The following is a 26001-nucleotide window of genomic DNA, read 5'->3' as shown; positions in this document are numbered from 1 at the left end:
CCTTACGCACGGTCCGCCACGCGTTCGCCGAGCAGGCCCGACGGTCGCAGGGTGAGCATGACGATCAGCACGATGAACGCGAAGATGTCGCTGTAGTTGCTGCCCAGCACGCCGCCCGTGAGGGTGCCGATGTAGCCCGAGCCGATGGCTTCGATGAGCCCCAGCAGGATGCCGCCGACCACCGCGCCCGCGAGGTTGCCGATGCCGCCGAACACCGCCGCGGTGAAGGCCTTCAGGCCGGGCAGGAAGCCCATCGCGTGTTGCGCGATGCCGTAGTTCGATGCGTACATCACGCCGGCAATGGCCGCGAGCACGGCGCCGATGATGAAGGTGGCCGAGATGACCATGTCGGGGCGAATGCCCATGAGGGCGGCCACGCGCGGGTTCTCGGCGGTGGCGCGCATCGCGCGGCCGAGCTTGGTGTAGTTGACCAGCCACATCAGCACCACCAGCGAGAACGCGGTAACGCTCAGGATCATGACCTGCGTGGGAGAGATCACTGCGCCGGCCACGTGGATGGGGTCGGTGGGCAGCAGGTTGGGGTAGGCCTTGTTGGTCGGCTTCCAGATGATCATGGCCAGCGTCTGCAGCAGGATCGACATGCCGATGGCGGTGATCAGCGGAGCGAGCTTGGGGCTGTTGCGCAGCGGCCGGTAGGCCACCTTCTCGATCACGAAATTCAGGGTTGCCGCGACGATGCAGGCAATGACCAGGGAAATGAGGAGGATCAACCAGCCGGGCGTTCCGGGCATCGATTCCTGCATCAGCCCGATGATGGTCCAGCTCGTCAGAGCCCCCACCATCAATACCTCTCCGTGCGCAAAGTTGATCAGATTGATGATGCCGTACACCATGGTGTAGCCCAAGGCTATCAAGGCGTACATGCTGCCGAGTACCAGACCGTTGATGATCTGCTGCAGCAAAATGTCCATATCGCGTTTCCCTATGTGTTGCACCGTTTGCGGGGTGCCATTCACCCACCGAGGCACCGGTTTGGCGCCCTTGGCATGACAAGCAAAAAACCAGCCAACATGTGTCGCCGGCGGATTTGTGGGCGGGATTGTAAGCACGCACCAGCGCCGAATTGGTGCGTGTTGACCGGGGTTTACCCGCTCACCTCATGCTGTATGCGCGTGGGGTCATGCACGCTTTGCGGGCATGTTGCAAGACCGTATCAGTCGTTGCCTTCAGCGTTCAGGCGGCGCAGTTCACGCAGCTTTTCGCCGATGCGGATTTCGAGTCCGTGGTCCACCGGTTCGTAGAAAACCTGGCCTTCCAGCCCGTCGGGAAGGTAACGTTCGCCGGCGGCAAAACCGCCCTCTTCGTCATGCGCGTAGCGGTAGCCCTTGCCGTAGTCGAGCTCCTTCATGAGCTTGGTCGGCGCATTGCGCAGATGCATGGGCACGGGGCGCGTGCTGTCTTTCTTGATCAGGGCACGCACCGCGTTGTAGGCCTTGTAGACCGCGTTCGACTTGGGCGCGATCGCCAGGTACACCACGCACTCGGCCAGCGCCAACTCCCCTTCCGGGGTACCCAGCCGTTCATAGACCTCGGCCGCGTCCAGCGCCAGGCGCAGCGCGCGCGGGTCGGCCAGGCCGATGTCCTCGCTGGCCATGCGCACCAGGCGGCGCGCCATGTAGCGCGGGTCGGCGCCGCCATCGAGCATGCGCACAAACCAGTAGAGGGCCGCGTCGGGGTCGCTGCCGCGCACCGACTTGTGCAGCGCGCTGATGGTGTCGTAGAACTGCTCGCCGCCCTTGTCGTAGCGGCGCATGCGCTCGCCGAGCACACGCAGCAGCCACTCGTCGGTGATATCGGCGAGCTTCTCGGCGCGCGCGGCGACGGCGAGCGTCTCCAGCGTGTTGAGCAGGCGGCGCGCATCGCCGTCGGCGTAAGCGACCAGGCGGTCGACCGCGACGGCCTCGATGCCCGGCACGGCCTGGATGGCCTGGGCGCGCGCCACGATCTGCTTGAGGTCTTCCTCGTTGAGCGACTGCAGCACGTACACGGCGGCCCGCGAGAGCAACGCGGAGTTGACTTCGAACGAAGGGTTCTCGGTGGTCGCGCCGATGAAGGTGAAGAGGCCCGACTCCACATGCGGCAGGAAGGCGTCCTGCTGGCTCTTGTTGAAGCGGTGCACCTCGTCGACGAAGACGATGGTGCGCCGCTGCTCGAGCCCGTCGCGTGCCGAAGTGGCTCGGTCGACCGCTTCGCGAATGTCCTTCACGCCCCCGAGCACCGCGCTGATGCTGAGGAACTGCGCATCGAACGAATCGGCCATGAGCCGCGCGATGGTCGTCTTGCCAGTGCCCGGCGGCCCCCACAGGATGCAGGAATGCGGCTGGCCCGATTCGAAGGCGATGCGCAGCGGCATGCCCGGGCCCAGCAGGTGCTGCTGGCCGATGACTTCGCCGAGCGTCTTGGGACGCAGGCGTTCGGCGAGGGGTTGGTGGGCGGTAGTGGCCAAGCGATTGGGCGGCGGGTGTGCTTGCTTCGCTTACTGCTTGACGACGTCGGCGCCGGCCGGCGCCTTGAAGTCGAACACGCTCGCGGGCAACGACGGGTTCACTTCCACCTTGCTGAACTTGAGCACCGAGCGTTGGCCGAAGCTGTCGAGAATCTCGAGCGCCGCCAGTGCGTCGCCCTGGAAGCCGACCTGCACGCTCTGCAGCTGGCCGTCCTTGTTCTTCGGCGTGGCCTTGACCCACTGCAGGCCATCGCGCTCGGGCGCAGCATCTAGGGTGAAGTCAGCCTGCAGGGCGCGCAGGTCGGGGGCAGCGGCAATCAGTGCCGCGGGCGTGGAGCCCAGGGCCTGCGCCTGCGCGCGCTGCGTGACCTGGTTCAGGTCGGCGTCGTACAGCCACAGCGTCTTGCCGTCGGCCACGATGCTCTGTGCGAAAGGCTTCTGGTAGTCGAACTTGAACTTGCCCGGGCGCTGGAATTCGAAGGTGCCTGTCGAAGTCTTCGTGCGGCCCGGCTGCCCTTCGCGCGGCGGGGCCGTCACGGTCTGGGTGAAGTCGGCGCGGCCGGACTTCACAGTCTTGACGAAGGTTTCGAGGCTTTCAAGCCCGCCGGCCCACGCGTTGGCGGAACACAGGAGGCCGATCAATAGCCAATGACGCAATTTCAATTTGGATTCCTCGCGATTCTTTGCAACGCTGCAATAGCTTTGCCGCTTTAACGTGGCAATTGGCTTCGACCTTAACCGCCGCGAATTGCGGCGGGTGTAGGTCTGGATGAAGATTTGCAATGCTGCATGGCGCTTTTGCAAATTGCCTGTCGGCAGGTAACCGGATGACGGATATCGCCTGGTCCACCGTGGGGCGAACCTGGGCGAATTATTCCGCCGCGCGCGCCGGCACCAGGATTTCGCGCTGCCCGCTGCCGCTCATGGCGCTGACCAGGCCGGCCTTTTCCATGTCCTCGACTAGGCGCGCGGCGCGGTTGTAGCCGATCTTCAGGTGACGCTGCACCAGCGAGATGCTGGCCTTGCGGTTTTTCAGCACGACCTCGACCGCCTGGTCGTACATCGGGTCCTTCTCGGCGTCGCCGCCGCCCAGCAGATCACCGTCACCGTCGCCATCGACCGTGCCGCCTTCGAGCACGCCCTCGATGTAGTCGGGCTCGCCCTGGCTCTTCAGGTAGGCCACCACGCGGTGCACTTCCTCGTCGCTCACGAAGGCGCCGTGCACGCGAATCGGAAGGCCGGTGCCGCTGGGCATGTAGAGCATGTCGCCCATGCCCAGCAGCGCTTCGGCGCCCATCTGGTCGAGGATGGTGCGGCTGTCGATCTTGCTGGACACCTGGAACGCGATGCGCGTCGGAATGTTCGCCTTGATCAGGCCGGTGATCACGTCGACGCTGGGGCGCTGCGTGGCAAGAATCAGGTGGATGCCGGCCGCGCGCGCCTTTTGTGCAAGCCGCGCGATGAGCTCTTCGATCTTCTTGCCGACGACCATCATCAGGTCGGCCAGCTCGTCGATGACCACCACGATGTGCGGCTCGCGCTTCAGCGGCTCGGGATCGTCCGGCGTGAGGCTGAAGGGGTTGTAGATGAACTCCTCGCGCGCCTTGGCCTCGTCGATCTTGGTGTTGTAGCCGGCCAGGTTGCGCACGCCGAGCTTGCTCATGAGCTTGTAGCGGCGCTCCATCTCGGCCACGCACCAGTTCAGGCCGTGCGCGGCCTGGCGCATGTCGGTGACCACGGGCGCCAGCAGGTGCGGAATGCCTTCGTAGACCGACATTTCGAGCATCTTCGGGTCGATCATCAGCAGGCGAACGTCGCGTGCCTCGGCCTTGTAGAGCAGCGACAGGATCATCGCGTTGATGCCCACCGACTTGCCCGAACCGGTGGTACCGGCGACCAGCACGTGCGGCATCTTCGCGAGGTCGGCCACCACGGGGTTGCCGATGATGTCCTTGCCGAGGCCCATGGTGAGCATCGACTTGCCTTCGTTGTAGATCTGCGAGCCCAGGATCTCGCTGAGCTTGATCGACTGGCGCTTGGCGTTCGGAAGCTCGAGCGCCATGTAGTTCTTGCCCGGAATGGTCTCGACCACGCGGATCGACACCAGCGAGAGCGAACGCGCCAGGTCCTTGGCCAAGCCCAGGATCTGCGAACCCTTGACGCCGGTGGCGGGCTCGATCTCGTAGCGCGTGATGACGGGGCCGGGCGACGCGAGCACCACGCGCACCTCGACGCCGAAGTCCTTGAGCTTCTTCTCGATCATGCGAGAGGTCATCTCGAGCGTGTCGGAAGACACCGTTTCCTGGCGCACCTGCGCGGCGTCGAGCAGGTCGACCTGCGGCAGCTTGCTGTCGGGCAGCTCCTTGAAGAGCGGCTTCTGGCGCTCCTTGACGACGCGGTCGCTGCGGGGCACCTCGGTCATCGCGGGTTCGATCTGCACCGGCGGCGACACCGGGCGGCGCTTGGGCGCCGGATCGATGCGGATGTCGTCCTCGTCGTCGCTGTCGAAGCTCGGCTCCTGCGGGCTCGGCTCGCCGAACCCGGCCTCCTTGGCGGGGCGCGCTTTCTTGGGGCGCGGTGCCGGCACGGGCTCTTCGTCACCGGCGCGCTCGCGGGCGGCCTGCTTGCCCATGGCGATGTCGGCGGCCATCTCGCGCTTTTCACGGCGCGACTCGAACAGCGAATAGGCGCGTGCACCGATGCGCTCGGCAATCAGGCTCCACGAAAAGCGGAACACCAGCGCCGAGCCGATCACACCTCCGGCAATGGCCATCAGCGCCGAGCCGGTGAAGCCCATCCAGCGCACGCTGGCCGGGCCGACGAGGTAGCCCAGCGCGCCACCGCCGGAGCCGGGAAGATGCGCTTCGAGGCGGTACAGGCGCGACCACTCCAGCACGGTGCTCGCGCACAGCAGCAGAACCAGGCCGAACCAGAATGCGAGGCGGCTGCGGTTGAAGCGCCCGCGTGGGGGTTGCTCGACCGCGGGTGCGGGCTCACCGCCGCGCAGCCAGCCGGCCAGCGACGAAAGCCAGGCGCGCAGCCCGGCCGCCAGGCACCACCACACGGAATAGCCAGCAAGAAAGTAGCTGCCATCGGCCAGCCAGGCGCCGATGCGGCCGCCCCAGTTCTTGATGTCGCCTCCGGTGCCCGATGTAGACCAGGCCGCGTCGGAGGGCGTGAAGCTCAGCATGGCGAGCAGCCAGAACAACAGCGCTGCGAACCCTGCGATCAGCGTGATTTCATGGGCGAAACGCATGGCGCGCGCGCGCACGGGTTGGCCCTCGGCAGCAGAAGAAGATTGAAGCGTATTGAGCGAATAAGTCATGAAAAACACGGCAACCGGCCCAGGAAAAACGGGGGCCGGCGGCACGAACACTACAACAAAAGGCCGGGACCGCCTGCGGCGGGAGCTCCGGCCCGCGGGCTCAAGCCAGGGACAGGAGCCGTTCCTTGACGATCATCGACCCGTCCTCCAGGGTCTGCACGAAGCCGCGCTCCTCGAGGTCCTTCATGACGCGGCTCACCATTTCGCGCGAAGCGCCCACCATCTTGGCCAGGTCCTGGCGGGAAATCTTGTCGCGCACCTTCAGGTTGCCAGCGCCGTCTTCGATGGCGAATTCGAGCAGCGAGCGGGCCACGCGACCATACACGTCCATCAGCGCCAGCGACTCGATCTTGCGGTCGGCATGGCGCAGGCGCTGGACCAGGCCGCGCATGATGTTGTAGGCCATGGAGGAGTTCTCGGGCAGGCAACGCGCGAAGGCGTCGCGGCCCAGCATGAGCACATCGCACTGGATTTCGGTGCGCACGGTGGCCGAATGCGGCTCGTCGTCGATCAAGCTCATTTCGCCCAGGTAGTCACCGGGGTGCAGCGTGGCCAGGATGACCTCGCGTCCGCGGCTGTCGGCGCTGGTGACGCGTGCGCGTCCGGTCAGGATGATGTAGAGCGCGTCGGATTTCTTGCCCTGCTCCACAACGACTTCTCCCCGCTTGAAACGCTTCTTGATGATCGCATCCGCGATGCTGGCGGACTGCGTGGCCGTCAGCGACGCGAACAGTGGAACGCGCCGAAGCAATTCGAGGTTGGACAGCATCGACATTTATCAATCCCTGAGACAGCGCGCGGAGCAGCCCGAAAGACGAGTCCATGGATTACTACAATCGCGCGCATTGAAAACACCGTTTACCCGGTGTTGAACCGGGCAGTGATACTCCATATATATCGCTACCACCCTGAAAATGTACACGCTGACGCAGCGTCCATCCTAGGTTTTCTACTCATGTCCGCACCCCAACACGCCAAGGTTTTGATTCTCGGCTCCGGCCCCGCCGGCTACACCGCCGCGGTCTATGCAGCCCGTGCAAACCTCAAGCCCCTGCTCATCACCGGCATCGCCCAAGGCGGCCAGTTGATGACCACCACCGAGGTCGACAACTGGCCCGCCGACGTCCACGGCGTACAGGGCCCCGACCTGATGCAACGCTTTCTGGAACACGCCGAGCGCTTCAATACGCAGATCGTGTTCGATCACATCAACAAGGTCGACCTGAGCAAGCGCCCCTTCACCCTCACCGGCGACAGCGGCACCTACACCTGCGACTCGCTGATCATCGCGACGGGCGCATCGGCCAAGTACCTGGGCCTCGACTCGGAAGAGAAGTTCATGGGCCGCGGCGTTTCCGCCTGCGCCACCTGCGACGGCTTCTTCTACCGCGAGCAGGAAGTCTGCGTGATCGGCGGCGGCAACACAGCCGTCGAAGAAGCGCTGTACCTCGCCAACATCGCCAACAAGGTCACGCTGGTGCACCGCCGCGACAAGTTCCGCGCCGAGCCCATCCTGATCGACAAGGTGATGGAGAAAGTGGCCGAAGGCAAGATCGTGCTGAAACTGCACAACGAACTCGACCAGGTGCTGGGCGACGACACCGGCGTGACGGGCATCCGCATCAAGAACACGCAGACCGGCGCCACCGAGCAGATCGACCTCAAGGGCTGCTTCATCGCCATCGGGCACCACCCGAACACCGACATCTTCCAGGGCCAGGTGGAGATGAAGGACAACTACATCCTGACGCGCTCCGGCCTGCAGGGCTTTGCGACGATGACCAGCATTCCGGGCGTTTTCGCCGCCGGCGACGTGCAGGACAACGTGTACCGCCAGGCCATCACCAGCGCCGGCACGGGGTGCATGGCCGCCCTGGACGCCCAGCGCTTCCTGGAGCAAGACGGCACGCTCTGACCCAGCGGCGCCCGAAAGGGCTATAATCCGAGGCTTTGCCGAAATAGGGCCACCCTTCAACGAGGGGCAGGGTCACGGCAAAGCCGGGGTACCGCCACCCGTTTCTGGCGAGGTCAAGCTGCAAAACACCCTGCGACTTTCCGGTTGCGAGCGGTGCCAGCTGTTCAAGAAAGAGTGTCCTCATGGCACGCGTATGCGACGTAACGGGCAAAGGCCCGATGGTCGGAAACAACGTTTCCCACGCCAACAACAAAACCAAGCGCCGGTTCCTGCCGAACCTGCAATACCGCCGTTTCTGGGTCGAAACTGAAAACCGCTGGGTTCGCCTGCGTGTTTCGAGCGCTGCCCTGCGCCTGATCGACAAGAACGGTATCGACGCCGTGCTCGCAGACCTGCGTGCACGCGGCCAAGCTTAAGGAGCTGAATCATGGCAACGAGCAAAGGCGGACGCGAAAAGATCAAGCTGGAATCCACCGCGGGTACCGGCCATTTCTACACGACGAGCAAGAACAAGAAGACGATGCCTGAAAAGATGTCGATCATGAAGTTCGACCCCAAGGCACGCAAGCACGTCGAATACAAGGAAATCAAGCTGAAGTAATTCAGCCCTGGTTTTCCCAAACGAAAAACCCGCTGCTCACCCAGCGGGTTTTTTTGTTGCCTGCAATTTTCATCCCACCCTCCTGCATCTCCCGGAAATGGCTGAGGGAAGAAAATGGGAATGACAGTCGCAAAAAAGCCGACCCTAGGGTCGGCTTTTTGATGAGCAAAACTTTCTCGTCAGGCGCGTGCTGCACGCAAGCGGGTCGAGAAGTCGCGCAGGCCGGCAATGCCGCTGGCTTCCGCCCGATGGCACCAAGCTGCCAGATCGGCCGCCAGTTGCTCGCGGGACTGCGAGGTGTTCAGCCAGAGCTGGCGCAGCTCTTCGCGCATCGTCACCATCTTGTCGAGCACCGGGTGGGCAGCGCGGGCTTGCACGACGTGCGTGCGGGCCGACGCGGGCACCTTGTCGTCGTCGCGATGCAACCAGCGCTTCGCAGCCTTGAGCACCGACAGGTCGGCACCCTTCGTCTTCAGCGCTTCCAGTTCCAGGCTAGTGGCATGGCGCATTTCGCGCGCATAGCCAGCCATGACTTCATAACGGTTAGCGATGACGGCCTCGAGCGTTTTCTCGTTGGCAACGGGCTGGATGTCGCCCATCTGCATCTTCGGCGGCACCTTCTTGACCTTGGCCCAACCCAGCTTCTGGAACGCCTGGATGTAGACCCAGCCGATGTCGAACTCGTACTTCTTGACCGAGAACTTGGCCGAGGTCGGGTAGGTGTGGTGGTTGTTGTGCAGCTCTTCGCCGCCGATGATCAGGCCCCAGGGCATGATGTTGCGGCTGGCGTCCTGCGCCTCGAAGTTGCGGTAGCCCCAGTAGTGACCAATGCCGTTGATGATGCCGGCGGCGGTAATGGGAATCCACAGCATCTGCACGGCCCATACGGCCATGCCGAGCGTGCCGAACAGCGCGAGGTTGATGACCAGCATCAGGCCCACGCCTTGCCAGCTGTATCGGGTGTACAGGTTGCGTTCGATCCAGTCATCGGGCGTGCCATGACCGTAGCGCTCCATCGTTTCCTTGTTCTTCGATTCGGCGCGATACAGCTCGGCGCCGCGCCAGAGCACTTCGTCGATGCCCTTGACCTGCGGGCTGTGCGGATCGTCGACGGTTTCGCACTTTGCGTGGTGCTTGCGGTGAATGGCGACCCATTCCTTGGTCACCATACCGGTGCCCAGCCACAGCCAGAAGCGGAAGAAATGCGACGGAATCGGGCCCAGGTCCATGGCCCGGTGCGTTTGCGTCCGGTGCAGGAAGATGGTGACCGCGGCGATCGTGATGTGCGTGGTGACGAGCGTGTACAACACGACTTGCCACCAAGCGAGGTCCCACAGGCCGTGTCCGAGCCATTGGATGGCCGCGTCGAGAACGGCGGAGTCAGGAAGCAACATTGAGTCAGGTACTCCATGGCCACACGAAGGTGCAGCCTTCAGATAACCAGCGATTTTAAAGGGGCGGGCCTGACACAGACCCTTTAAACCTTCAAGAAAACCGCAGATTAACCCTCGTTTGGAGTACCGCCCCTATTTGCGGTTCCACACCGCCGCAAAGAAACCGTCCGTCGAATGGCGATGCGGCCACAGCCGCAGATAGCGCCTGGCACCCTCCCCGCCTGCGCAAAGCGCCTCGAAACCCTCCACTTTCAAGCCTTGCAGCAGCTCCGCGGCGTCCACAGACACGAAATCGGGGTTGGCGGCGCTGAAAGCTTCGGCGATGGCCTCGTTTTCCTCGGGCAGCACGCTGCACGTGGCGTAAACCAGACGCCCACCCGATTTCACAAGCCGGGAAGCGCTTTGCAGGATGGCGGTCTGCTTGACCGTCAATTCCTCGACCGATTTGGCCGACTGGCGCCATTTCAGGTCCGGATTGCGCCGCAGCGTGCCCAGGCCCGAGCACGGCGCGTCGACCAGCACGCGGTCGATCTTGCCCGCCAAGCGCTTGATTCGGTCGTCGCGCTCGTGCGCGATCGCGGCCGGATGCACGTTCGACAGCTTGCTGCGCGCCAGCCGTGGCTTGAGCGCGTCGAGCCGGTGCGCCGAGGTGTCGAAGGCGTACAGGCGACCGGTGTTGCGCATCGTCGCGCCGATGGCGAGCGTCTTGCCGCCCGCGCCGGCGCAGAAGTCGACCACCATTTCGCCGCGCTTGGCGTCCAGCAGCAATGCCAGCAGCTGCGAGCCTTCGTCCTGCACCTCGATGGCGCCGCGAACAAAAGCGTCGAGCTTTGTCAGCGCCGGCTTGCCTTCGATGCGCAAGCCCCAGGGCGAAAACGGCGTTACTTCAGATTTGATAGCAGCCTTGGCAAGCTCCGCCTTCACTTCCGCCCGCTTGTCGGTCAGCGCATTGACGCGCAGATCGAGCGGTGCAGGCTGCTGCAGGCTCTCGACCAGCGGCCAGAAGCCGTCGCCGAGCTGCGCTTTCAGCGGCGCGACCAGCCACTCGGGCAGGTTGTGGCGATGGCGCTCGAGCAGGTCGTCGGGTTTGACGGCGTCGCAGTTGTCGAGCCAGCGCTTCTCGGTGTCGTTCAGCGCGCTCTTCAGGAAATCGCGCGGGCCGTGAAAGCCCAGAATTGCCATGCGGCGCTCCTTAGAGCCGGAGCCCGAAGGCGAGAGATGGTCGAAGAGCAGCTTCTTGCGAAGCACGGTGTAGACGGTTTCGGCGAGCGTCGCGCGCTCGCGCGGACCGAACTCGCGGTGGTCACGGAAAAACCGCGAAACGACCTGGTCGGCCGGGTGATCGAATTTCAGGACAAGGCCGACCAGATCGGCGGTGGCCTCCAACAGGGCTTTGGGGTGCATCCCCCGATTGTCTCAGCCAGCCGACCCCTTGGTCCCGAGCGACGCCAAACAGGCTATGCGGCACGCGCCCAGAGTTCGCCGAAAGCCTGCCGTTCGATGTCCTCCACCGTGGGCGAATGGCCCGCCCACAGCACCAGCGCCGCCCCCGGCAGCGTCAGCGTCTGCTCCAGCTGGCGGCACATCTGCCACCGGTCCTCGTCGTCCAGGCCCGGCAGGTCGACGAAGACGATGTAGGCGCGGCGCCACGGAAACTCGCGCAGGTTCTTGCGCACCAGCCACGCCCGCGACGCGGGCAGGCAGCGCACCAGGTCGGCCCGAAGCTCGCCCAGTTCGTAGTCGCTCAGGTCGTGCCGCGAGATCTGGCTGAAAAAAGGCGTGCCGGTAATTTCTTCCCACGCGCGCGTCTCGGCCTCCTCAGCCTCCTTGAGGCGGCCGCGCCACAGCTTCAGCGCTTCTTCGTCGTGCGCGCCCGCATCGGGGTCTTCCAGCGAGGCCACGGCGCTCTTGGCGGCCCACCAGCGGCTGGCAGCGCCGGCGCCGTGCAGCCTTTCGAGCACGGCGAGGCGTGCACCCCTGTCGTTCGCGGGCAGCATCTGAGCCAGCCCGCGCAGCGCGCCCGGGTGCTCCGGCGCGATGCGCAGGGCGCTTTCATAGCGCGGGCGCACCGGCGCGGCCGGGTCGAGCCGGCGCTCCGAATCGGCCCACTCGACCATCTCGTCCGGCGTGTTGTGCTCGCCACGCGCCGCCAGCACCGAGATGCGCTCCCGAATGCGCGAGCGGTGCGCGTGGTGCTGCTTCCAGTCGGCGGCGTGGGCGCGGCGCCAGCGGTTGTCGAAATGCTCGATCCACTTCTTACGGTCTTCCAGCAATTCGAGCGCCGAGCGCTGCGACCATTCGGGCAAGGCCGCCTTCTGGCCCAGCGCCTCGAGGCGGTCGCGCAGCACCGGGTGGGTGTCGTCCATGTCGCTCACGCGGCGCATCGCCTCGCGCAGCGCCTGCCGCGCGAAGTCGTCGCCGGGGGGCGTGCGCACGCGCTTGCGCAACGCGGCGAAAGGGCCGGGCGGCTGCGGGTCGTGCTCGGCGCGCGACCAGTGCCAGGGCCAGAACTCGTTGGCGTACCAGTTGCCCTTGATGGCGATCTCGGTCAGGGCCGCGGCCGCCACCGACGTGCCCAGCAGGCGCCCCGAAATGCGGTCGGCCTCGTATTCGTCCTGCCGCGCCAGCGCGAAGGTCTTGGCAGCGAAGCGCGGGAAGTACCAGCGAAAAAACGCCCCCGAGAACAGCGCCATCACGCTCTCGTTGCGCTGCAGGTTGGCGTCGAGCTTGAGCCACGAGATCCGCGTGCGATAGATCCACGCGCTGAGCTTGCCGTGGTTGCCGCGCAGGTGACCGTACTCGTGCGCCAGCACCGACAGCAGCCGGCGCCGGTCGAGCATCATCAGGAGCGGCAGGCCGATGCTCAGCGAATTGACGGCACCCCCGAACAGCCCGAAGCGCGGCACCTGGCGGATGCTGGCGTTGAATTCGTCGTCGAGGTAGACGTGATGGACCTGCGGCCCCTTGATCTTCGCGCGGATGCGGTCCAGCGCCTCAAACAGAGCGGGCGCGTCGTCGCGATGGAGCTCCACGCCCTCGGGCTCCTCCAGGCGCACCCACAGCGCGCGCAGCGTGGTCCAGAGCAGGCCGCCGGCAAACAGCAGCACCCAGCCGCGCGTGAAGCTGAAGCGCTCCTCGCGGATCGACCACAGCGCCCACACAATGAGGCCCACCGCGAGCGCCAGGCAGCCCAGCACCCACACGTAACCGAGCGCGGCAAAGGCTGCCACGCTGCGTCGATAGCGCGCACTGTCGTCCGCACTGGCATGCTCGCTCAGTCGAACCAGGTGAACAAAATCAGCGCGATCCATCCGACTCCCGTCACATCAAGCCAAGACAGTTTTTGAAAGAAGCCCCGTTGAACGACGAAGACCTCCCTCCCCTCATCGAAACACCCCCCGGCCGCTACCGTCACTACAAAGGCGGCGAGTACGAGGTGATCGGCACCGTGCGCCACAGCGAGACGCTGGAGCCGATGACGCTGTACCGCGCCCTCTATGGCGCCAACGGACTCTGGGTCCGGCCGGCCGCCATGTTCGGCGAGACCGTCGTCATCGACGGCACGCCGCGGCAAAGATTCACCAAGATCTAGCACCCTGGGCAGGGCCCCGCCCTATTCCTAGATCACCCTCGTGGCGCCGATCAACCGCAGCGAACGTCCGTCACGCGGTTGCGCGCGTCCACGTCGAGGTTGAGCCGCCCGCCATTCAATTCGGTCGTTGCCGCTTCGTTCGGCTTCAGCACGCGCACCGTGCCGGCGCCGGCACGCACGCGGGCGGCGGCTTCCAGCTGGGGCGTCAGGGGCTGGCCGACGGCAAAACGCGCGCCATCGGCGCTGCACTGGTAGACCGGTTCCGGCGGCGGCGCGGGGGCCGCCGCAGCGGCGGGGGCGGGCGCCGGTGCCGGAGCGGCACAGCCCACCAGCAGGAGAGCGGCACCAAAGGCGGTCAACAGCAACGATTGGGTTTTCACGTCAACACTCCCGGAAAACCCGCGAATATAAACAACTTTAACGAATGTGACTCAATGTATCTTCAAGCCATCCCGCGATGGCACGCGGATACAACAGATGCTCTTGCGCCAGCACCCGGCCGGCCAGCGTGGCGGCGGTGTCGTCGGGCAGAACGGGCACCACGGCCTGCGCCAGGATGGGCCCGTGGTCGAGTTCGGTGGTGACCTGGTGCACCGTCACGCCAGCCACCTTGCAACCTGCCTCGATCGCCCGCTGGTGCGTGTGCAGCCCCGGAAACGCCGGCAGCAGCGAAGGATGAATGTTCACCAGCCGCCCCGCATAGCGCCCCACGAAGCCCGGCGTCAGGATGCGCATGAAGCCGGCCAGCACCACCAGTGCCGGGGAATGGGCGTCGACCACCCGGGCCAGTGCCTCGTCGAAGGCCTCGCGGGTCGCGAAGTCCTTGTGCGGGACGACGGCGGTGTCGATGCCGTGCGCGCCGGCGATCGCCAGGCCGCCCGCATCGGCCTTGTTGCTCACCACCGCGGCAACGCGCGCGCCGAAGCGTTCGGCCCAGCGCTCGTGCTCGGCGGCACGCACGATGGCGGCCATGTTCGAGCCGCCGCCGGAAATCAAGATCACGATGTTCTTCATGGGAGGCGGGATTATCCGTGCCCGCCTCCCATGTCGCGGCGCGGACACCGGATCGCAGCACGACCGTGCTAAAACTCCGGGTTCCGGAGACACACCGCGTCTGCGGTGAACCGATCAACACAGCGAGGCACGCATGGATTTGAGCTTCACACCCGAAGAACAGAAGTTCCGCGAAGAAGTTCGCGCCTGGGTCAAAGAAAACCTCCCCAAGGAGATTTCGCACAAGGTGCACAACGCGCTCGAACTGACGCGCGACGATCTGCAAGGCTGGGCCAAGATCCTCGGCAAGAAGGGCTGGCTCGGCTACGGCTGGCCGAAGGAATTCGGCGGCCCGGGCTGGACCGCCGTGCAGCGCCACCTGTTCGAGGAAGAAACCGCGCTGGCCGGCGCGCCGCGCATCATCCCCTTCGGCCCCGTCATGGTGGCCCCGGTGATCATGGCCTTCGGCAACGCCGAGCAGCAAAAGCGCTTCCTGCCCGGCATCGCCAGCGGCGAGGTGTGGTGGAGCCAGGGCTACAGCGAGCCGGGCTCGGGCTCCGACCTGGCCTCGGTCAAGACCAAGGCCGAACGCAAGGGCGACAAGTACATCGTCAACGGCCAGAAGACCTGGACCACGCTCGGCCAGTACGGCGACTGGATGTTCAACCTCGTGCGCACCAGCAACGAGGGCAAGCCCCAGACCGGCATCAGCTTCCTGCTGCTGGACATGAAGTCGCCCGGCGTCACCGTGCGCCCGATCAAGCTGCTCGACGGCGGCCACGAGGTGAACGAGGTGTTCTTCGACAACGTCGAAGTGCCGGCCGAGAACCTGATCGGCGAAGAGAACAAGGGCTGGACCTACGCCAAGCACCTGCTCAGCCACGAGCGCACCAACATCGCCGACGTGAACCGCGCCAAGCGCGAGCTCGAGCGCCTGAAGCGCATCGCCAAGACCGAAGGCGTCTATGAAGACGCGCGCTTCCGCGACGAGATCGCCAAGCTCGAAGTCGATGTCGTCGCGCTCGAGATGATGGTGCTGCGCGTGCTGTCGGCGGCCACGTCGGGCAAGAACTCGCTCGACGTGGCGGGCCTGCTGAAGATCCGCGGCAGCGAGATCCAGCAGCGCTACAGCGAACTGATGATGCTGGCCGGCGGCCCGTACTCGCTGCCGCTGATCCGCGAGGCCATGGAGGCCGGCTGGCAAGGCAACTTCCCGGGCGGCAACCCGGCGCTCGCGCCGCTCACGTCCACCTTCTTCAACATGCGCAAGACCACCATCTACGGCGGTTCGAACGAAGTGCAACGCAACATCGTCGCGCAGACGGTCCTGGGCTGAGGAGACACGAACATGGATTTCAATTTCACCGACGACCAGGAACAGCTGCGCGACGCCGTTCGCAAGTGGGTCGACAAGGGCTATGACTTCGAGCGCCGCCGCGGCATCGAGGCCAAGGGCGGCTTCTCGCGCGAAGCGTGGGACGAACTGGCCGAGCTCGGCCTGGGTGGCCTGTACATCGGCGAGGACGACGGCGGCCTGGGCATGGGCCCGGTGGCCGGCATGGTCGTCATGGAAGAGCTAGGCCGCGGCATCGTGCTGGAGCCCTTCGCGCAGACGCTGATCGCCGGCGCCGTGCTCAGCGGCTATGCCGACGGCGGCATGAAGGAAAGCTGGCTGCCGCGCATCGCCGGCGGCCAGGCCATCGTGGTGCTGGCCTACCAGGAGCGCAAGGCGCGCTACCGCTTGGACGTGTGCGAGGCCACGGCCGTGAAGTCGGGCGACGTCTACGCGCTGACCGGCGCCAAGAGCGTGGTGCCCGTGGGCGACGAGGCCGATGCCTTCATCGTCCCCGCCAAGCTCGACGGCAAGATCGCCCTCTTCCTGGTCGAGCGCAGCGCCAGCGGCGTCGAGGCCCGCGGCTACGGCACGCAGGACGGCAGCCGCGCCGCCGAAGTGGTGTTCGACAAGGCCGACGCCACGCTGGTCACGGCCGACGGCCTGGCCGCGCTGGAATACGCGGTGGACGTGGGCATTGCCGCCACCTGCGCCGAAGCGGTCGGCGTCATGGACAAGACCGTTGCGCTTACCGTCGAGTACCTGAACCAGCGCAAGCAGTTCGGCGTGGTCATCTCCAGCTTCCAGGCGCTGCGCCACCGCGTGGCCGACATGAAGATGCAGCTGGAGCTCGCACGCTCCATGAGCTACTACGCCACGCTCAAGCTCAACGCCCCGGCCGACGAGCGCCGCCAGGCGCTCGCCCGCGCCAAGTACCAGCTGGGCACGTCGATGCGCTATGTGGCCGCCAACTCGGTGCAGCTGCACGGCGGCATCGGGGTAACTGACGAATACATCGGCAGCCACTACTTCCGCAAGCTCACGCAGATGGAACTGACGTTCGGCGACACGCTGCACCACCTGGGCGAAGTCTCCGCGCGCATGCAGGACACGGCCGGCGTGTTCGCCTGACATTTTTCTGCCCTAGCATCCAACGCCCGCCCGCCTTGCGCCGGCGGGCGTTTTTACGTGGAACGCCACCCCAGGAACGAAACATGCAATCCCGCCGTACCTTCATTGCCATGGCCGCCACCACCACCTGTGCGACCGTCGCCACCGCCATGCTGACCGCCTGCGCCATCGCCCCCGCCCCCGACGCACCGCCCACGCTGGCGGAGCGGCCGCCCATCGTGTTCGTGCACGGCAACGGCGATTCGGCCGCGCTGTGGCAAACCACGATCTGGCGCTTCGAGTCGAACGGCTGGCCCGCCGAACGGCTCTTCGCCTTCGACCAGCCGAACCCGCTCGCGCGCGACGACGACGCCGTGGCCCAGCCCGGGCGCAGCTCGACGGGCGAATCGGCGGCGTTCCTCAAGGCGAATGTCGAGCAGGTGCTGAAGGCCACGGGCGCGAGCAAGGTGGTGCTCATCGGCAATTCGCGCGGCGGCAACACCATCCGCAACTACGTGCAGAACGGCGGCGGCGCGGCCGTGGTGAGCCAGGTGGCGCTGGGCGGCAACCCGGCGCACGGCATCTGGGCGGTGAAGGGGTTTCGCGAGAACAACGAGTTCTCGGGGCTGTCGGGCTTCATGCAGCAGCTCAATGCGCCCAAGGGGCCGAACGGCGACGAGGTCACGCCCGGCGTGAAGTGGCTGACCCTGCGCTCCGACAACAACGACAAGTACGCCCAGCCCGACGGCGTGTGGATCGGCGCGCCCGGCAAGCCGACGAACATCGGCTTCGACGGACCGGCGCTGAAGGGCGCGACCAACGTGGTGCTGCCACGGGTCGACCACCGCGAGACCTCGTTCTCGCCGGCCGCCTTCGCGGCGACATGGCAGTTCCTGACCGGCCAGGCGCCGCGCACGACCAGCTTCGTGTCGCAGGGAAGCCCGGTGCTCGACGGCCGCGCCATCGGGGCGGAAAACCAGTCGCTGACCGGCGCGACGGTGACGGTGTATGCCGTCGACCCGGCCACCGGGGCGCGCCTGGGCGAGGCGGTGCACAGCAAGGTCGTCGGCGCCGACGGCCGCTGGGGCCCGTTCAACGCGTACAACATCACGACGAGCTATGAATTCGTGCTGGCCGCGCCCGGCTTCGGCACCACGCACATCTACCGCAGCCCGTTTCCGCGCAGCGGCAACTTCGTGCACCTGAAGCCCGAGCGCATCGTTGCCGCGGACAACGGCGCCAGTTCGGTGGTGGTATTCACGCGTCCGCGCGGGTATTTCGACGCGCAGCGCGACACCATGCGCTTCGACGGCAAGAGCCCGCCGCCCGGCGTGCCGCCGCAGGGCGCGGGCGTGGCGACCTCCCGGCTGCGGCTGGAAGGCGGCGGGGGACCGCGTGCGGTGACCGGCGAGTTCAACCGCGAGCGCGTCACGGGGCTGACGTGGCCGGCCGCGAGCGAGCACACGACCGTGCTCGAGCTGACGTACTGAAACCAGGGATGGCGGCGCCGGCTAGGCCGGCCCAAGAACGCGCCAGCGGTCCGCAGGCCGCCTGCGCCGAAGCTAGCTGTCGTGCAGCCGCGAGCTTTGCGGCAGGTGCGCCATCAGGAACTCCATCTGGTCGGCCAGGATGCGGCGGTTGCGCAGGATGAAGTCTTCCCACAGGCTGGGCACATAGGGCGCGTACAGCAGCGGCATGTTCGCCTGCTCGGGCGTGCGGCTGCTCTTGCGGTGGTTGCAGGGCTTGCAGGCCGTGACCACGTTCATCCAGGTGTCGATGCCCTTCTGGGCGAACGGGATGATGTGCTCGCGCGTGAGCTCGTCTTCATGGAAATGACCGCCGCAGTACGCGCACACGTTGCGGTCGCGCGAGAACAGCTTGCTGTTGGTGAGGCCGGGGCGCTGGGTGAAGGGGTTGATGCGCGGCACGCCCTTGGTGCCGATGATGCTGTTGATGGCAATCTGCGACTGCTCGCCGGTGACCGCGTTGTGGCCGCCACGGAAGACCGCCACTTGCGCGCCCACCTCCCAGCGAACTTCGTCCGCCGCATAGTGGATCACCGCTTGTTCGAGCGAAATCCATGACTGGGGCAGCCCTTGGGCCGACAGCTTCAAGACCTTCACACACGCCTCCTCAAAAAAGGGAGAGAACACGGAAAGACCAGGGACACGGAGTGCGCCGGAAACCCACGCCAATCAACGCACTGCGTCACAATATACCGGCTTTGTGACAAATCGGCCTGATTCGCCCATTTGGCGGGCAAAAGGCGCTATCAAAAAGATACTCACCGATGCAGGTTTTTCGCGGCTTTCGGCACCCGGGCGTGGCCCCTGCCTGCGCTCTCACCATTGGCAATTTCGACGGCGTGCACCGTGGCCACCAGGCCATGCTCGCGCTGTTGCAGACCGAGGCCCGCCAGCGCGGGCTGCCGAGCTGCGTGCTCACCTTCGAGCCCCATCCGCGCGACTATTTCGCCGCGCTCACCAAGAAGCCCGACCTGGCGCCGGCGCGCATCGGCACGCTGCGCGACAAGCTCAGCGAGCTGGCCGCCTGCGGCGTGGCGCAGACCATCGTGCTGCCGTTCGACGGCCGGCTGGCCTCGCAATCGCCTGAAGAGTTCATCCAGAACGTGCTGGTCGACGGCCTGCGCGCGCGCTACGTGCTGGTGGGCGACGACTTTCGCTTCGGCGCCAGGCGAGCGGGCGACTACGCCATGCTCGACGCGGCCGGCGACGCCCGCGGCTTCGACGTGGCGCGCATGAACAGCTACGAGGTGCACGGCCTGCGGGTTTCCAGCTCCGCCGTGCGCGAGGCGCTGGCCGAAGGCCGCATGGCCGACGCCCACACGCTGCTGGGGCGGCCGTACACCATCTCGGGCCACGTGGTTCATGGCCGCAAGCTGGGCCGAGCCCTGGGCGCCTCGGCGCCGGGCCAGGACGACGGCTTTCGCACGCTGAACCTGCGCTTCAAGCACTGGAAGCCGGCCGCCAGCGGCATCTTCGCGGTGCTGGTGCACGGCCTGTCCGACCGGCCGCTGCCGGGCGTGGCCAACCTGGGCGTGCGCCCTTCGCTGGACGCCAACGACGTCAACGGCGGGCGCGTGCTGCTGGAAACCCATTGCCTGGAGTGGCCCTCCCATCTCGGGACCGAAGGGGCCTACGGTAAAATCGTGCGCGTGGAACTGCTGCACAAACTGCACGACGAATTGCGCTACACCAGCCTCGAGGCCCTTACAGCGGGCATCGCGAAGGATGGGCGCGACGCACGTGCGTTCTTTGCATCGACCCACGCAGAAACCCATCGCCAGACCACGCGCGATCGAATTTAGCCCTGCACGCACCGTGCTGCCGCCCTTCGACAAGCTCAGGGCGAACGGCTTTATCTTCCGCACCGACACGCTTCCCGCGCTTCGGGCTGAGCCTGTCGGAGCCCTCCTGTTTCGCCGCACCCCACCATGTCTGACGCCGCTTCCCCCAAAGATTACCGTTCCACGCTGAACCTGCCCGACACCCCCTTCCCGATGCGCGGCGACCTGCCCAAGCGCGAGCCGGGCTGGGTGAAGGAATGGAACGACGAAGGCCGCTACCACCGCCTGCGCGACGCCCGCCACGGCGCGCCCAAGTTCATCCTGCACGACGGCCCGCCCTACGCCAACGGCCAGATCCACATGGGCCACGCGGTGAACAAGATCCTGAAGGACATGATCACCAAGGCGCGCCAGCTCGAAGGCTTCGACGCGCTCTACGTGCCCGGCTGGGACTGCCACGGCCTGCCCATCGAGAACGCCATCGAAAAGCAGTTCGGCCGCAACTTGAGCCGCGACGAAATGCAGGCCAAGAGCCGCGCCTACGCCACCGAGCAGATCGCCCAGCAGATGGCCGACTTCCAGCGCCTGGGCGTGCTCGGCGAATGGGACCACCCCTACAAGACGATGGACTTCGCCAATGAAGCCGGCGAGCTGCGCGCGTTCAAGCGCGTGATCGAGCGCGGCTTCGTGTACCGCGGCCTGAAGCCCGTGTACTGGTGCTTCGACTGCGGCTCCTCGCTGGCCGAGTTCGAGATCGAATACGCCGACAAGAAGAGCCAGACCATCGACGTGGCCTTCAAGGCGCACGAGCGCGAGAAGGTGCTCAAGGCCTTCGGCACCGACCACACCATCCTGGGCGACATCTTCGCGGTCATCTGGACCACCACCGCGTGGACCATCCCGGCCAACCAGGCGATCAACCTGAACCCCGAGCTGGAGTACTCGCTGGTCGACACCGAGCGCGGCCTGCTCATCCTGGCCAACTCGCTGGTCGAGATGTGCATGACGCGCTACGCGCTGGACGGCAAGGTGCTGGCCACGGTGAAGGGCGAGGCGCTCGGCGGGCTCGAGTTCGAGCACCCGCTGTACGACGTGGACGCTGGCTACAAGCGCCTGTCGCCCGTGTACCTGGCCGACTACGCCACCGCCACCGACGGCACCGGCCTCGTGCACTCCTCGCCCGCCTACGGCGTGGACGACTTCAACTCCTGCATCGCCCATGGCGTGGCGTACGACGACATCCTGAACCCGGTGCAGGGCAACGGCAGCTACGCGCCCGACTTTCCGCTGTTCGGCGGCCAGAACATCTGGAAGGCCGTGCCGGTCGTCATCGCCGCGCTGCGCGACGCCGGCCGCCTGCTGACCACCGAGACCATCACGCACAGCTACCCGCATTGCTGGCGCCACAAGACGCCGGTGATCTACCGTGCCGCGGCCCAGTGGTTCGTGCGCATGGACGAGGGCGAAGGCGTGTTCACGAAGGACAAGGCGCCCAAGACGCTGCGGCAGACCGCGCTCGACGCCATCGAGAAGACCAGCTTCTACCCAGAGAACGGCAAGGCCCGCCTGCACGACATGATCGCCGGGCGGCCCGACTGGTGCATCAGCCGCCAGCGCAGCTGGGGCGTGCCGATTCCGTTCTTCCTGCACAAGGATTCCGGCGAGCTGCATCCGCGCACCATGGAAATCCTCGACCAGGCCGCCGACATCGTCGAGAAGGGCGGCATCGAGGCTTGGAGCCGCGTGACGACCGAGGAAATCCTCGGCGCCGAAGACGCCCCCAGCTACACCAAGAGCACCGACATCCTGGAGGTGTGGTTCGACTCGGGCTCGACCTTCTATCACGTGCTGCGCGGCACGCACCCCAAGGTGCACCACGACGCCGGCCCCGAGGCCGACCTGTACCTCGAAGGCCACGACCAGCACCGCGGCTGGTTCCATTCGTCGCTGCTCATCGCCTGCATGCTGGAAGACCGCGCGCCGTACCGCGGGCTGCTCACGCACGGCTTCACGGTCGATTCCAAGGGAATCAAGATGAGCAAGTCGCTCAAGAACGGCATCGACCCGCAAGAAATCAGCACCAAGCTGGGCTCTGAAATCATCCGCCTGTGGGTGGCCGCGAGCGACTACTCGGGCGACATCGCGGGCGACGACAAGATCCTGGCGCGCGTGGTCGACGCCTACCGCCGCATCCGCAACACGCTGCGCTTCCTGATGGCGAACACCAGCGACTTCGACATCGCAAAAGATGCCGTGCCGCTCGACCAGCTGTTCGAGATCGACCGCTACGCGCTGGCGCGCGCCGCGCAGTTCCAGGCCGAGATCCTCGCGCACTACAAGGTGTACGAGTTCCACCCGGTGGTGGCCAAGCTGCAGATCTACTGCTCGGAAGACCTGGGCGGCTTCTACCTCGACATCCTGAAGGACCGGCTCTACACCACGGCCCCCGGCTCGCTGGCGCGCCGCAGCGCACAGACGGCGCTGTGGCACATCTCGCAAGCCATGCTGCGCTGGATGGCGCCCTTCCTGAGCTTCACGGCCGAGGAGGCCTGGAAGTTCGTGGGCACCGGCAAGCCGGGCGAGTCGATCTTCACGCAGACGTACAGCCAGTTCGACGCACCCGACGAGGCGCTGCTGGCCAAGTGGCAGCGCATTCGCGAGATCCGCGACGCGGTGAACAAGGACATCGAGGCGGTGCGCGCCGACGGCAAGGTGGGCTCGTCGCTGCAGGCCAACCTGCAGGTGACCGCGCCGGCCGACGACTTCGCGCTGCTCGGTTCGCTGGGCGACGACCTGAAGTTCGTCTTCATCACCTCGGCCATCGCGCTGGCGGCCGGCGACGCGCTGGCCACGGTGGTCACGCCCAGCACCGCGCAGAAGTGCGAGCGCTGCTGGCATTACCGCGACGACGTGGGCGTGGACGCCGCGCACCCGACGATCTGCGGTCGCTGCACCAGCAACCTGTTCGGCGCCGGTGAATCGCGGAGCTTTGCCTGATGGCCACGACACGTTCCACACGCTCCGCATCGGCGTCGCGTTCACGCGGCGGCAGCCTGGGCATCTGGCCCTGGCTGGGGCTGGCGGTGATCATCGTGATCATCGACCAGTTCACCAAGACGCTGATCCTGGGCTACTACAAGCTCGGCGACGCGACCTACGTGACGAGCTTCTTCAACGTCGTGCGCGCGCACAACACGGGCGCGGCCTTCTCGTTCCTGGCCGACCACTCGGGCTGGCAGCGCTGGCTGTTCACGGCCATCGGCGTGGGCGCGGCCATCTTCATCGTGTGGATGCTGCGCTCGCACGCGGGGCAGAAGCTGTTCTCCTTTTCCATGGCCTGCATCCTGGGCGGCGCCATCGGCAACGTGGTCGACCGGATGATGCACGGCTACGTGGTCGACTTTCTGAGCTTCCACGCGGGCAACTGGTACTTTCCGGCGTTCAACGCGGCGGACAGCGCCATCACGCTCGGGGCCATCTGCCTCATCGTGGACGAGATCCGGCGGGTGCGCCGGGGCAAGTAAGCGGCGTTTTAAACAAGGGCTTTCGAGCCCTGCGTTCACCAGCAAGGGCCTTCGGGCCCTTTTTCTTTGGTGCCGCGGGGCGCCGAGGGTTTCTCCCGGCTTCAAACCCTGTCATCGCAAAGTCATACTGCCGCGGTCCAATGTAATCGATTACATGAACACCGATCACTGACTTCCGCACGATGAGCATCCAAGCCGTAGCCGCCAAAGCCGGGGTCTCCGTGGCCACCGTGTCGCGGGCCTTCAACTTCCCTGACAAGGTCACGCCCGCCACGCGCGAGCTGGTGGAGCGCGTGGCGCGCGAGCTCAACTACCTGCCCAACGCGAGCGCGCGCACCTTGCGCACCCAGCGCAGCCGCGTGCTCGGCGTGGTGCTGCCCACGCTGCTGAACCCGACCTTCGCCGAGTGCCTGCAAGGCATCGCGCGCGCGGCGGTCGCGGGTGGCTACGCCATCATTCCCGTTACGACCGGCTACCGGCTCGACGAGGAAGAGCGCGCCGTGCACCTGCTGCTGGCCGGCAACGTCGACGGGCTGATCCTGGTGGTGTCGAACCCGTCCACGTCGGCCACCCTGCCCCGCCTGCAGGCCGCGGGCGTGCCCTATGTGCTGGCCTACAACCGCCACCCCGACCACCCGTGCGTGTCGGTCGACAGCGAAGGCGCCGTGGCCGACGCGGTCACGCGCCTGGTGCTGCTGGGCCACCGCCGCATCGCCATGGTCAGCGGCACGCTGGCCGCCTCCGACCGCGCGCAGCAGCGCTACCGCGGCTACCAGCGCGGCATGGCCGAGGCCGGCCTCGACGCACCCGCGCTGATCGAGGTGCCCTTCGTCGAGACCGCTGTCGATGCACTGTGCGCCCAACTCCAGGTGCGCCAACGCCCCACCGCGCTGGTCTGCTCGAACGACCTGCTGGCCATTCGCAGCATTCGCGCCGCGCACCTCAGCGGCCTGGCCGTGCCCGACGACCTGAGCGTGGTCGGTTTCGACGGCATTGCGCTGGGCGAAGACCTGACGCCGGCGCTCACCACCATCGCGCAACCCAACAGCGACATCGGCCGGCACAGCGTCGAGTTGCTGATGCAGGTCATGGCCGGTGGCACCGCGTTGCGGGCCGATGCCAGCCTGCTGCTGCCCCATGCCTTCAGAGACGGCGAGTCGTGCGCAAGCGCGCGCGAAGACAACAACGCCGCAGTGTCCTGACCTTTCGCCTTCCTCGTCCCTCCTCTCGCTACCTCCCGTTCTTCGAACTCATCCTCCAAGGAGCTCCTCGATGTCTCTCCGCTTCCAACGATTCGCCCGCCTCGGCGTGCTGGCCGCCGTGTTCGCCGCCGGCGGCGCCATGGCGCAGACCGCCATTTGCTACAACTGCCCGACCGAATGGGCCGACTGGGGCACGCAGATCAAGGCCATCAAGGCCAAGACCGGCGTGACCGTGCCGCCCGACAACAAGAACTCGGGCCAGTCGCTCGCGCAGATGTCGGCCGAAAAAGCCAGCCCCGTGGCCGACGTGACCTACCTCGGCGTGACCTTCGCGGTGCAGGCCGCGAAAGACGGGCTGGTGGAGCCCTACAAGCCCGCCGCGTGGAAAGACATTCCCGACGGGCTGAAGGACCCGGCGGGCAACTGGTTCACCATCCATTCGGGCACGCTCGGCTTCATGGTCAACGTCGACGCGCTCAAGGGCAAACCGGTTCCCAAGTCGTGGGCCGACCTGCTCAAGCCCGAATACAAAGGCCTCATCGGCTACCTCGACCCGGCCTCCGCCTTCGTGGGCTATGTGGGTGCGGTCGCGGTGAACGAGGCGCGCGGCGGCACGCTCGACAACTTCAAGCCGGCCATCGACTACTTCAAGGCCCTGCAGAAGAACGAGCCCATCGTGCCGAAGCAAACCTCTTACGCGCGCGTGCTGTCGGGCGAGATCGCGATCCTGCTCGACTACGACTTCAACGCCTACCGCGCCAAGTACAAGGACAAGGCCAACGTCGCCTTCGTCATCCCGAGCGAAGGCACCCTGGCCGTTCCCTACGTGATGAGCCTGGTCGCCAAGGCCCCGCACGCGGCCGACGCGAAGAAGGTGCTCGACTTCACGCTGTCCGACGAAGGCCAGGCCATCTGGGCCAAGGCCTACCTGCGGCCGGTGCGCGCCAGCGCGATGCCCAAGGACATCGAGGCGCAGTTCCTGCCTGCTGCCGAGTACGCGCGCGCGAAGAGCGTGGACTACGGGCGCATGGCTGCTGCACAGCGCGCCTTCTCTGACGAGTATTTGAAGGAAGTGCGCTAGATCTATTTGTTCCTTCGCGTTCAGGGCGCGATCACGCCGGCGGGGCACCCCTTTTCTCGAATGTCCCCCGGGGCTTCGCCCCTCCTCCTTTTACCGGGACTTCTCCAATCCGCAAGCGGCGGTGCGAGTTTGGTTTTTCAATAGGCGGTATTGGCTG

The 26001-nt window shown here is 66.1% G+C and carries 23 protein-coding genes; 12 read left to right on the top strand and 11 right to left on the bottom strand.

Going from position 1 to position 26001, the window contains the following annotated elements; all coding sequences use genetic code 11:
• Positions 1 to 2 precede the first annotated feature (2 nt).
• The 5 genes from AB6807_RS33070 to AB6807_RS33050 all read right to left on the bottom strand — a co-directional run bounded on the left by AB6807_RS33070 (position 3) and on the right by AB6807_RS33050 (position 6567).
• A complete protein-coding gene (locus AB6807_RS33070) occupies positions 3 to 932 on the bottom strand; it encodes a branched-chain amino acid ABC transporter permease (RefSeq protein ID WP_116908391.1) in 930 nt (309 codons plus the stop codon).
• Between the two features lie 242 nt (positions 933 to 1174).
• Positions 1175 to 2467 carry a replication-associated recombination protein A gene (locus AB6807_RS33065; RefSeq protein WP_371087881.1) on the bottom strand — a complete coding sequence of 431 codons (1293 nt, stop codon included), beginning with the start codon at positions 2465 to 2467 and terminating at the stop codon, positions 1175 to 1177.
• 30 nt (positions 2468 to 2497) lie between these two features.
• Positions 2498 to 3130, bottom strand: a complete 633-nt coding sequence (lolA, locus tag AB6807_RS33060) for an outer membrane lipoprotein chaperone LolA (RefSeq protein WP_371087880.1) — start codon at positions 3128 to 3130, stop codon at positions 2498 to 2500.
• A gap of 208 nt (positions 3131 to 3338) precedes the next feature.
• Positions 3339 to 5792, bottom strand: a complete 2454-nt coding sequence (locus AB6807_RS33055) for a DNA translocase FtsK (protein WP_371087879.1) — start codon at positions 5790 to 5792, stop codon at positions 3339 to 3341.
• Between the two features lie 100 nt (positions 5793 to 5892).
• On the bottom strand, positions 5893 to 6567 hold the full coding sequence (locus AB6807_RS33050; RefSeq protein ID WP_116908394.1) for a Crp/Fnr family transcriptional regulator: 675 nt from the start codon (positions 6565 to 6567) through the stop codon (positions 5893 to 5895).
• Between the two features lie 180 nt (positions 6568 to 6747).
• Between AB6807_RS33050 and trxB the strand changes: the two genes are divergently transcribed.
• The 3 genes from trxB to rpmG all read left to right on the top strand — a co-directional run bounded on the left by trxB (position 6748) and on the right by rpmG (position 8308).
• The gene (trxB, locus tag AB6807_RS33045) at positions 6748 to 7707 is read left to right on the top strand and encodes a thioredoxin-disulfide reductase (RefSeq protein WP_371087878.1); all 960 of its coding nucleotides are present in this window, start codon (positions 6748 to 6750) and stop codon (positions 7705 to 7707) included.
• Positions 7708 to 7889: 182 nt separating this feature from the next.
• On the top strand, positions 7890 to 8123 hold the full coding sequence (rpmB, locus tag AB6807_RS33040) for a 50S ribosomal protein L28 (RefSeq protein WP_007830293.1): 234 nt from the start codon (positions 7890 to 7892) through the stop codon (positions 8121 to 8123).
• A gap of 11 nt (positions 8124 to 8134) precedes the next feature.
• Entirely contained in the window at positions 8135 to 8308 is a 174-nt protein-coding gene (gene rpmG, locus AB6807_RS33035) for a 50S ribosomal protein L33 (protein WP_007830291.1), read from the top strand.
• 179 nt (positions 8309 to 8487) lie between these two features.
• Here rpmG and AB6807_RS33030 read toward each other — a convergent pair whose 3' ends face one another.
• The 3 genes from AB6807_RS33030 to AB6807_RS33020 all read right to left on the bottom strand — a co-directional run bounded on the left by AB6807_RS33030 (position 8488) and on the right by AB6807_RS33020 (position 13013).
• A complete protein-coding gene (locus tag AB6807_RS33030; protein WP_116908396.1) occupies positions 8488 to 9702 on the bottom strand; it encodes a fatty acid desaturase in 1215 nt (404 codons plus the stop codon).
• 132 nt (positions 9703 to 9834) lie between these two features.
• A complete protein-coding gene (locus tag AB6807_RS33025) occupies positions 9835 to 11106 on the bottom strand; it encodes an RsmB/NOP family class I SAM-dependent RNA methyltransferase (protein ID WP_371087877.1) in 1272 nt (423 codons plus the stop codon).
• A gap of 53 nt (positions 11107 to 11159) precedes the next feature.
• On the bottom strand, positions 11160 to 13013 hold the full coding sequence (locus tag AB6807_RS33020; RefSeq protein ID WP_371087876.1) for a M48 family metallopeptidase: 1854 nt from the start codon (positions 13011 to 13013) through the stop codon (positions 11160 to 11162).
• A gap of 47 nt (positions 13014 to 13060) precedes the next feature.
• Here AB6807_RS33020 and AB6807_RS33015 point away from each other — a divergent pair, with 47 nt between their 5' ends.
• A complete protein-coding gene (locus tag AB6807_RS33015; RefSeq protein ID WP_371087875.1) occupies positions 13061 to 13294 on the top strand; it encodes a DUF1653 domain-containing protein in 234 nt (77 codons plus the stop codon).
• Positions 13295 to 13344: 50 nt separating this feature from the next.
• Here the strand turns inward: AB6807_RS33015 and AB6807_RS33010 are convergent, their stop codons facing one another.
• Positions 13345 to 13674 carry an I78 family peptidase inhibitor gene (locus AB6807_RS33010; RefSeq protein WP_116908400.1) on the bottom strand — a complete coding sequence of 110 codons (330 nt, stop codon included), beginning with the start codon at positions 13672 to 13674 and terminating at the stop codon, positions 13345 to 13347.
• Positions 13675 to 13711: 37 nt separating this feature from the next.
• Positions 13712 to 14308, bottom strand: a complete 597-nt coding sequence (purN, locus tag AB6807_RS33005; RefSeq protein WP_371087874.1) for a phosphoribosylglycinamide formyltransferase — start codon at positions 14306 to 14308, stop codon at positions 13712 to 13714.
• A gap of 133 nt (positions 14309 to 14441) precedes the next feature.
• Between purN and AB6807_RS33000 the strand changes: the two genes are divergently transcribed.
• The 3 genes from AB6807_RS33000 to AB6807_RS32990 all read left to right on the top strand — a co-directional run bounded on the left by AB6807_RS33000 (position 14442) and on the right by AB6807_RS32990 (position 18220).
• On the top strand, positions 14442 to 15623 hold the full coding sequence (locus tag AB6807_RS33000; protein WP_116908402.1) for an acyl-CoA dehydrogenase family protein: 1182 nt from the start codon (positions 14442 to 14444) through the stop codon (positions 15621 to 15623).
• 12 nt (positions 15624 to 15635) lie between these two features.
• On the top strand, positions 15636 to 16751 hold the full coding sequence (locus AB6807_RS32995; protein WP_371087873.1) for an acyl-CoA dehydrogenase family protein: 1116 nt from the start codon (positions 15636 to 15638) through the stop codon (positions 16749 to 16751).
• Positions 16752 to 16834: 83 nt separating this feature from the next.
• Complete coding sequence (locus AB6807_RS32990; RefSeq protein WP_371087872.1) at positions 16835 to 18220, top strand: alpha/beta fold hydrolase; 1386 nt, start codon at positions 16835 to 16837, stop codon at positions 18218 to 18220.
• Positions 18221 to 18292: 72 nt separating this feature from the next.
• Here AB6807_RS32990 and AB6807_RS32985 read toward each other — a convergent pair whose 3' ends face one another.
• Entirely contained in the window at positions 18293 to 18853 is a 561-nt protein-coding gene (locus AB6807_RS32985; protein WP_093440106.1) for an HNH endonuclease, read from the bottom strand.
• 167 nt (positions 18854 to 19020) lie between these two features.
• Between AB6807_RS32985 and AB6807_RS32980 the strand changes: the two genes are divergently transcribed.
• The 5 genes from AB6807_RS32980 to AB6807_RS32960 all read left to right on the top strand — a co-directional run bounded on the left by AB6807_RS32980 (position 19021) and on the right by AB6807_RS32960 (position 25844).
• Positions 19021 to 20058 carry a bifunctional riboflavin kinase/FAD synthetase gene (locus AB6807_RS32980; protein ID WP_116908405.1) on the top strand — a complete coding sequence of 346 codons (1038 nt, stop codon included), beginning with the start codon at positions 19021 to 19023 and terminating at the stop codon, positions 20056 to 20058.
• A 126-nt stretch (positions 20059 to 20184) separates the two neighbouring features.
• The gene (gene ileS / locus AB6807_RS32975; protein ID WP_116908406.1) at positions 20185 to 23034 is read left to right on the top strand and encodes an isoleucine--tRNA ligase; all 2850 of its coding nucleotides are present in this window, start codon (positions 20185 to 20187) and stop codon (positions 23032 to 23034) included.
• Positions 23034 to 23561: a signal peptidase II gene (gene lspA, locus AB6807_RS32970; RefSeq protein WP_371087871.1), complete on the top strand. Its 528-nt coding sequence runs from the start codon at positions 23034 to 23036 to the stop codon at positions 23559 to 23561. The genes ileS and lspA overlap by 1 nt, the downstream gene beginning before the upstream one ends.
• A 182-nt stretch (positions 23562 to 23743) precedes the next feature.
• Positions 23744 to 24763 carry a LacI family DNA-binding transcriptional regulator gene (locus AB6807_RS32965; protein ID WP_371087870.1) on the top strand — a complete coding sequence of 340 codons (1020 nt, stop codon included), beginning with the start codon at positions 23744 to 23746 and terminating at the stop codon, positions 24761 to 24763.
• A gap of 70 nt (positions 24764 to 24833) precedes the next feature.
• Entirely contained in the window at positions 24834 to 25844 is a 1011-nt protein-coding gene (locus tag AB6807_RS32960) for an ABC transporter substrate-binding protein (protein WP_371087869.1), read from the top strand.
• Positions 25845 to 26001: the final 157 nt, after the last annotated feature.

Source organism: Variovorax sp. RCC_210 (assembly GCF_041355175.1).
GTDB lineage: Bacteria > Pseudomonadota > Gammaproteobacteria > Burkholderiales > Burkholderiaceae_C > Variovorax.
This window is presented reverse-complemented; position numbering and strand designations above follow the sequence as displayed.

Coding starts and splice junctions, on each gene's coding strand:
- AB6807_RS33070 (WP_116908391.1), bottom strand. CDS start 932: ATGGACATTTTGCTGCAGCAGATCATCAACGGTCTGGTACTCGGCAGC.
- AB6807_RS33055 (WP_371087879.1), bottom strand. CDS start 5,792: ATGACTTATTCGCTCAATACGCTTCAATCTTCTTCTGCTGCCGAGGGC.
- AB6807_RS33050 (WP_116908394.1), bottom strand. CDS start 6,567: ATGTCGATGCTGTCCAACCTCGAATTGCTTCGGCGCGTTCCACTGTTC.
- trxB (WP_371087878.1), top strand. CDS start 6,748: ATGTCCGCACCCCAACACGCCAAGGTTTTGATTCTCGGCTCCGGCCCC.
- rpmB (WP_007830293.1), top strand. CDS start 7,890: ATGGCACGCGTATGCGACGTAACGGGCAAAGGCCCGATGGTCGGAAAC.
- rpmG (WP_007830291.1), top strand. CDS start 8,135: ATGGCAACGAGCAAAGGCGGACGCGAAAAGATCAAGCTGGAATCCACC.
- AB6807_RS33030 (WP_116908396.1), bottom strand. CDS start 9,702: ATGTTGCTTCCTGACTCCGCCGTTCTCGACGCGGCCATCCAATGGCTC.
- AB6807_RS33025 (WP_371087877.1), bottom strand. CDS start 11,106: ATGCACCCCAAAGCCCTGTTGGAGGCCACCGCCGATCTGGTCGGCCTT.
- AB6807_RS33020 (WP_371087876.1), bottom strand. CDS start 13,013: ATGGATCGCGCTGATTTTGTTCACCTGGTTCGACTGAGCGAGCATGCC.
- purN (WP_371087874.1), bottom strand. CDS start 14,308: ATGAAGAACATCGTGATCTTGATTTCCGGCGGCGGCTCGAACATGGCC.
- AB6807_RS33000 (WP_116908402.1), top strand. CDS start 14,442: ATGGATTTGAGCTTCACACCCGAAGAACAGAAGTTCCGCGAAGAAGTT.
- AB6807_RS32995 (WP_371087873.1), top strand. CDS start 15,636: ATGGATTTCAATTTCACCGACGACCAGGAACAGCTGCGCGACGCCGTT.
- AB6807_RS32990 (WP_371087872.1), top strand. CDS start 16,835: ATGCAATCCCGCCGTACCTTCATTGCCATGGCCGCCACCACCACCTGT.
- AB6807_RS32980 (WP_116908405.1), top strand. CDS start 19,021: ATGCAGGTTTTTCGCGGCTTTCGGCACCCGGGCGTGGCCCCTGCCTGC.
- ileS (WP_116908406.1), top strand. CDS start 20,185: ATGTCTGACGCCGCTTCCCCCAAAGATTACCGTTCCACGCTGAACCTG.
- lspA (WP_371087871.1), top strand. CDS start 23,034: ATGGCCACGACACGTTCCACACGCTCCGCATCGGCGTCGCGTTCACGC.
- AB6807_RS32965 (WP_371087870.1), top strand. CDS start 23,744: ATGAGCATCCAAGCCGTAGCCGCCAAAGCCGGGGTCTCCGTGGCCACC.
- AB6807_RS32960 (WP_371087869.1), top strand. CDS start 24,834: ATGTCTCTCCGCTTCCAACGATTCGCCCGCCTCGGCGTGCTGGCCGCC.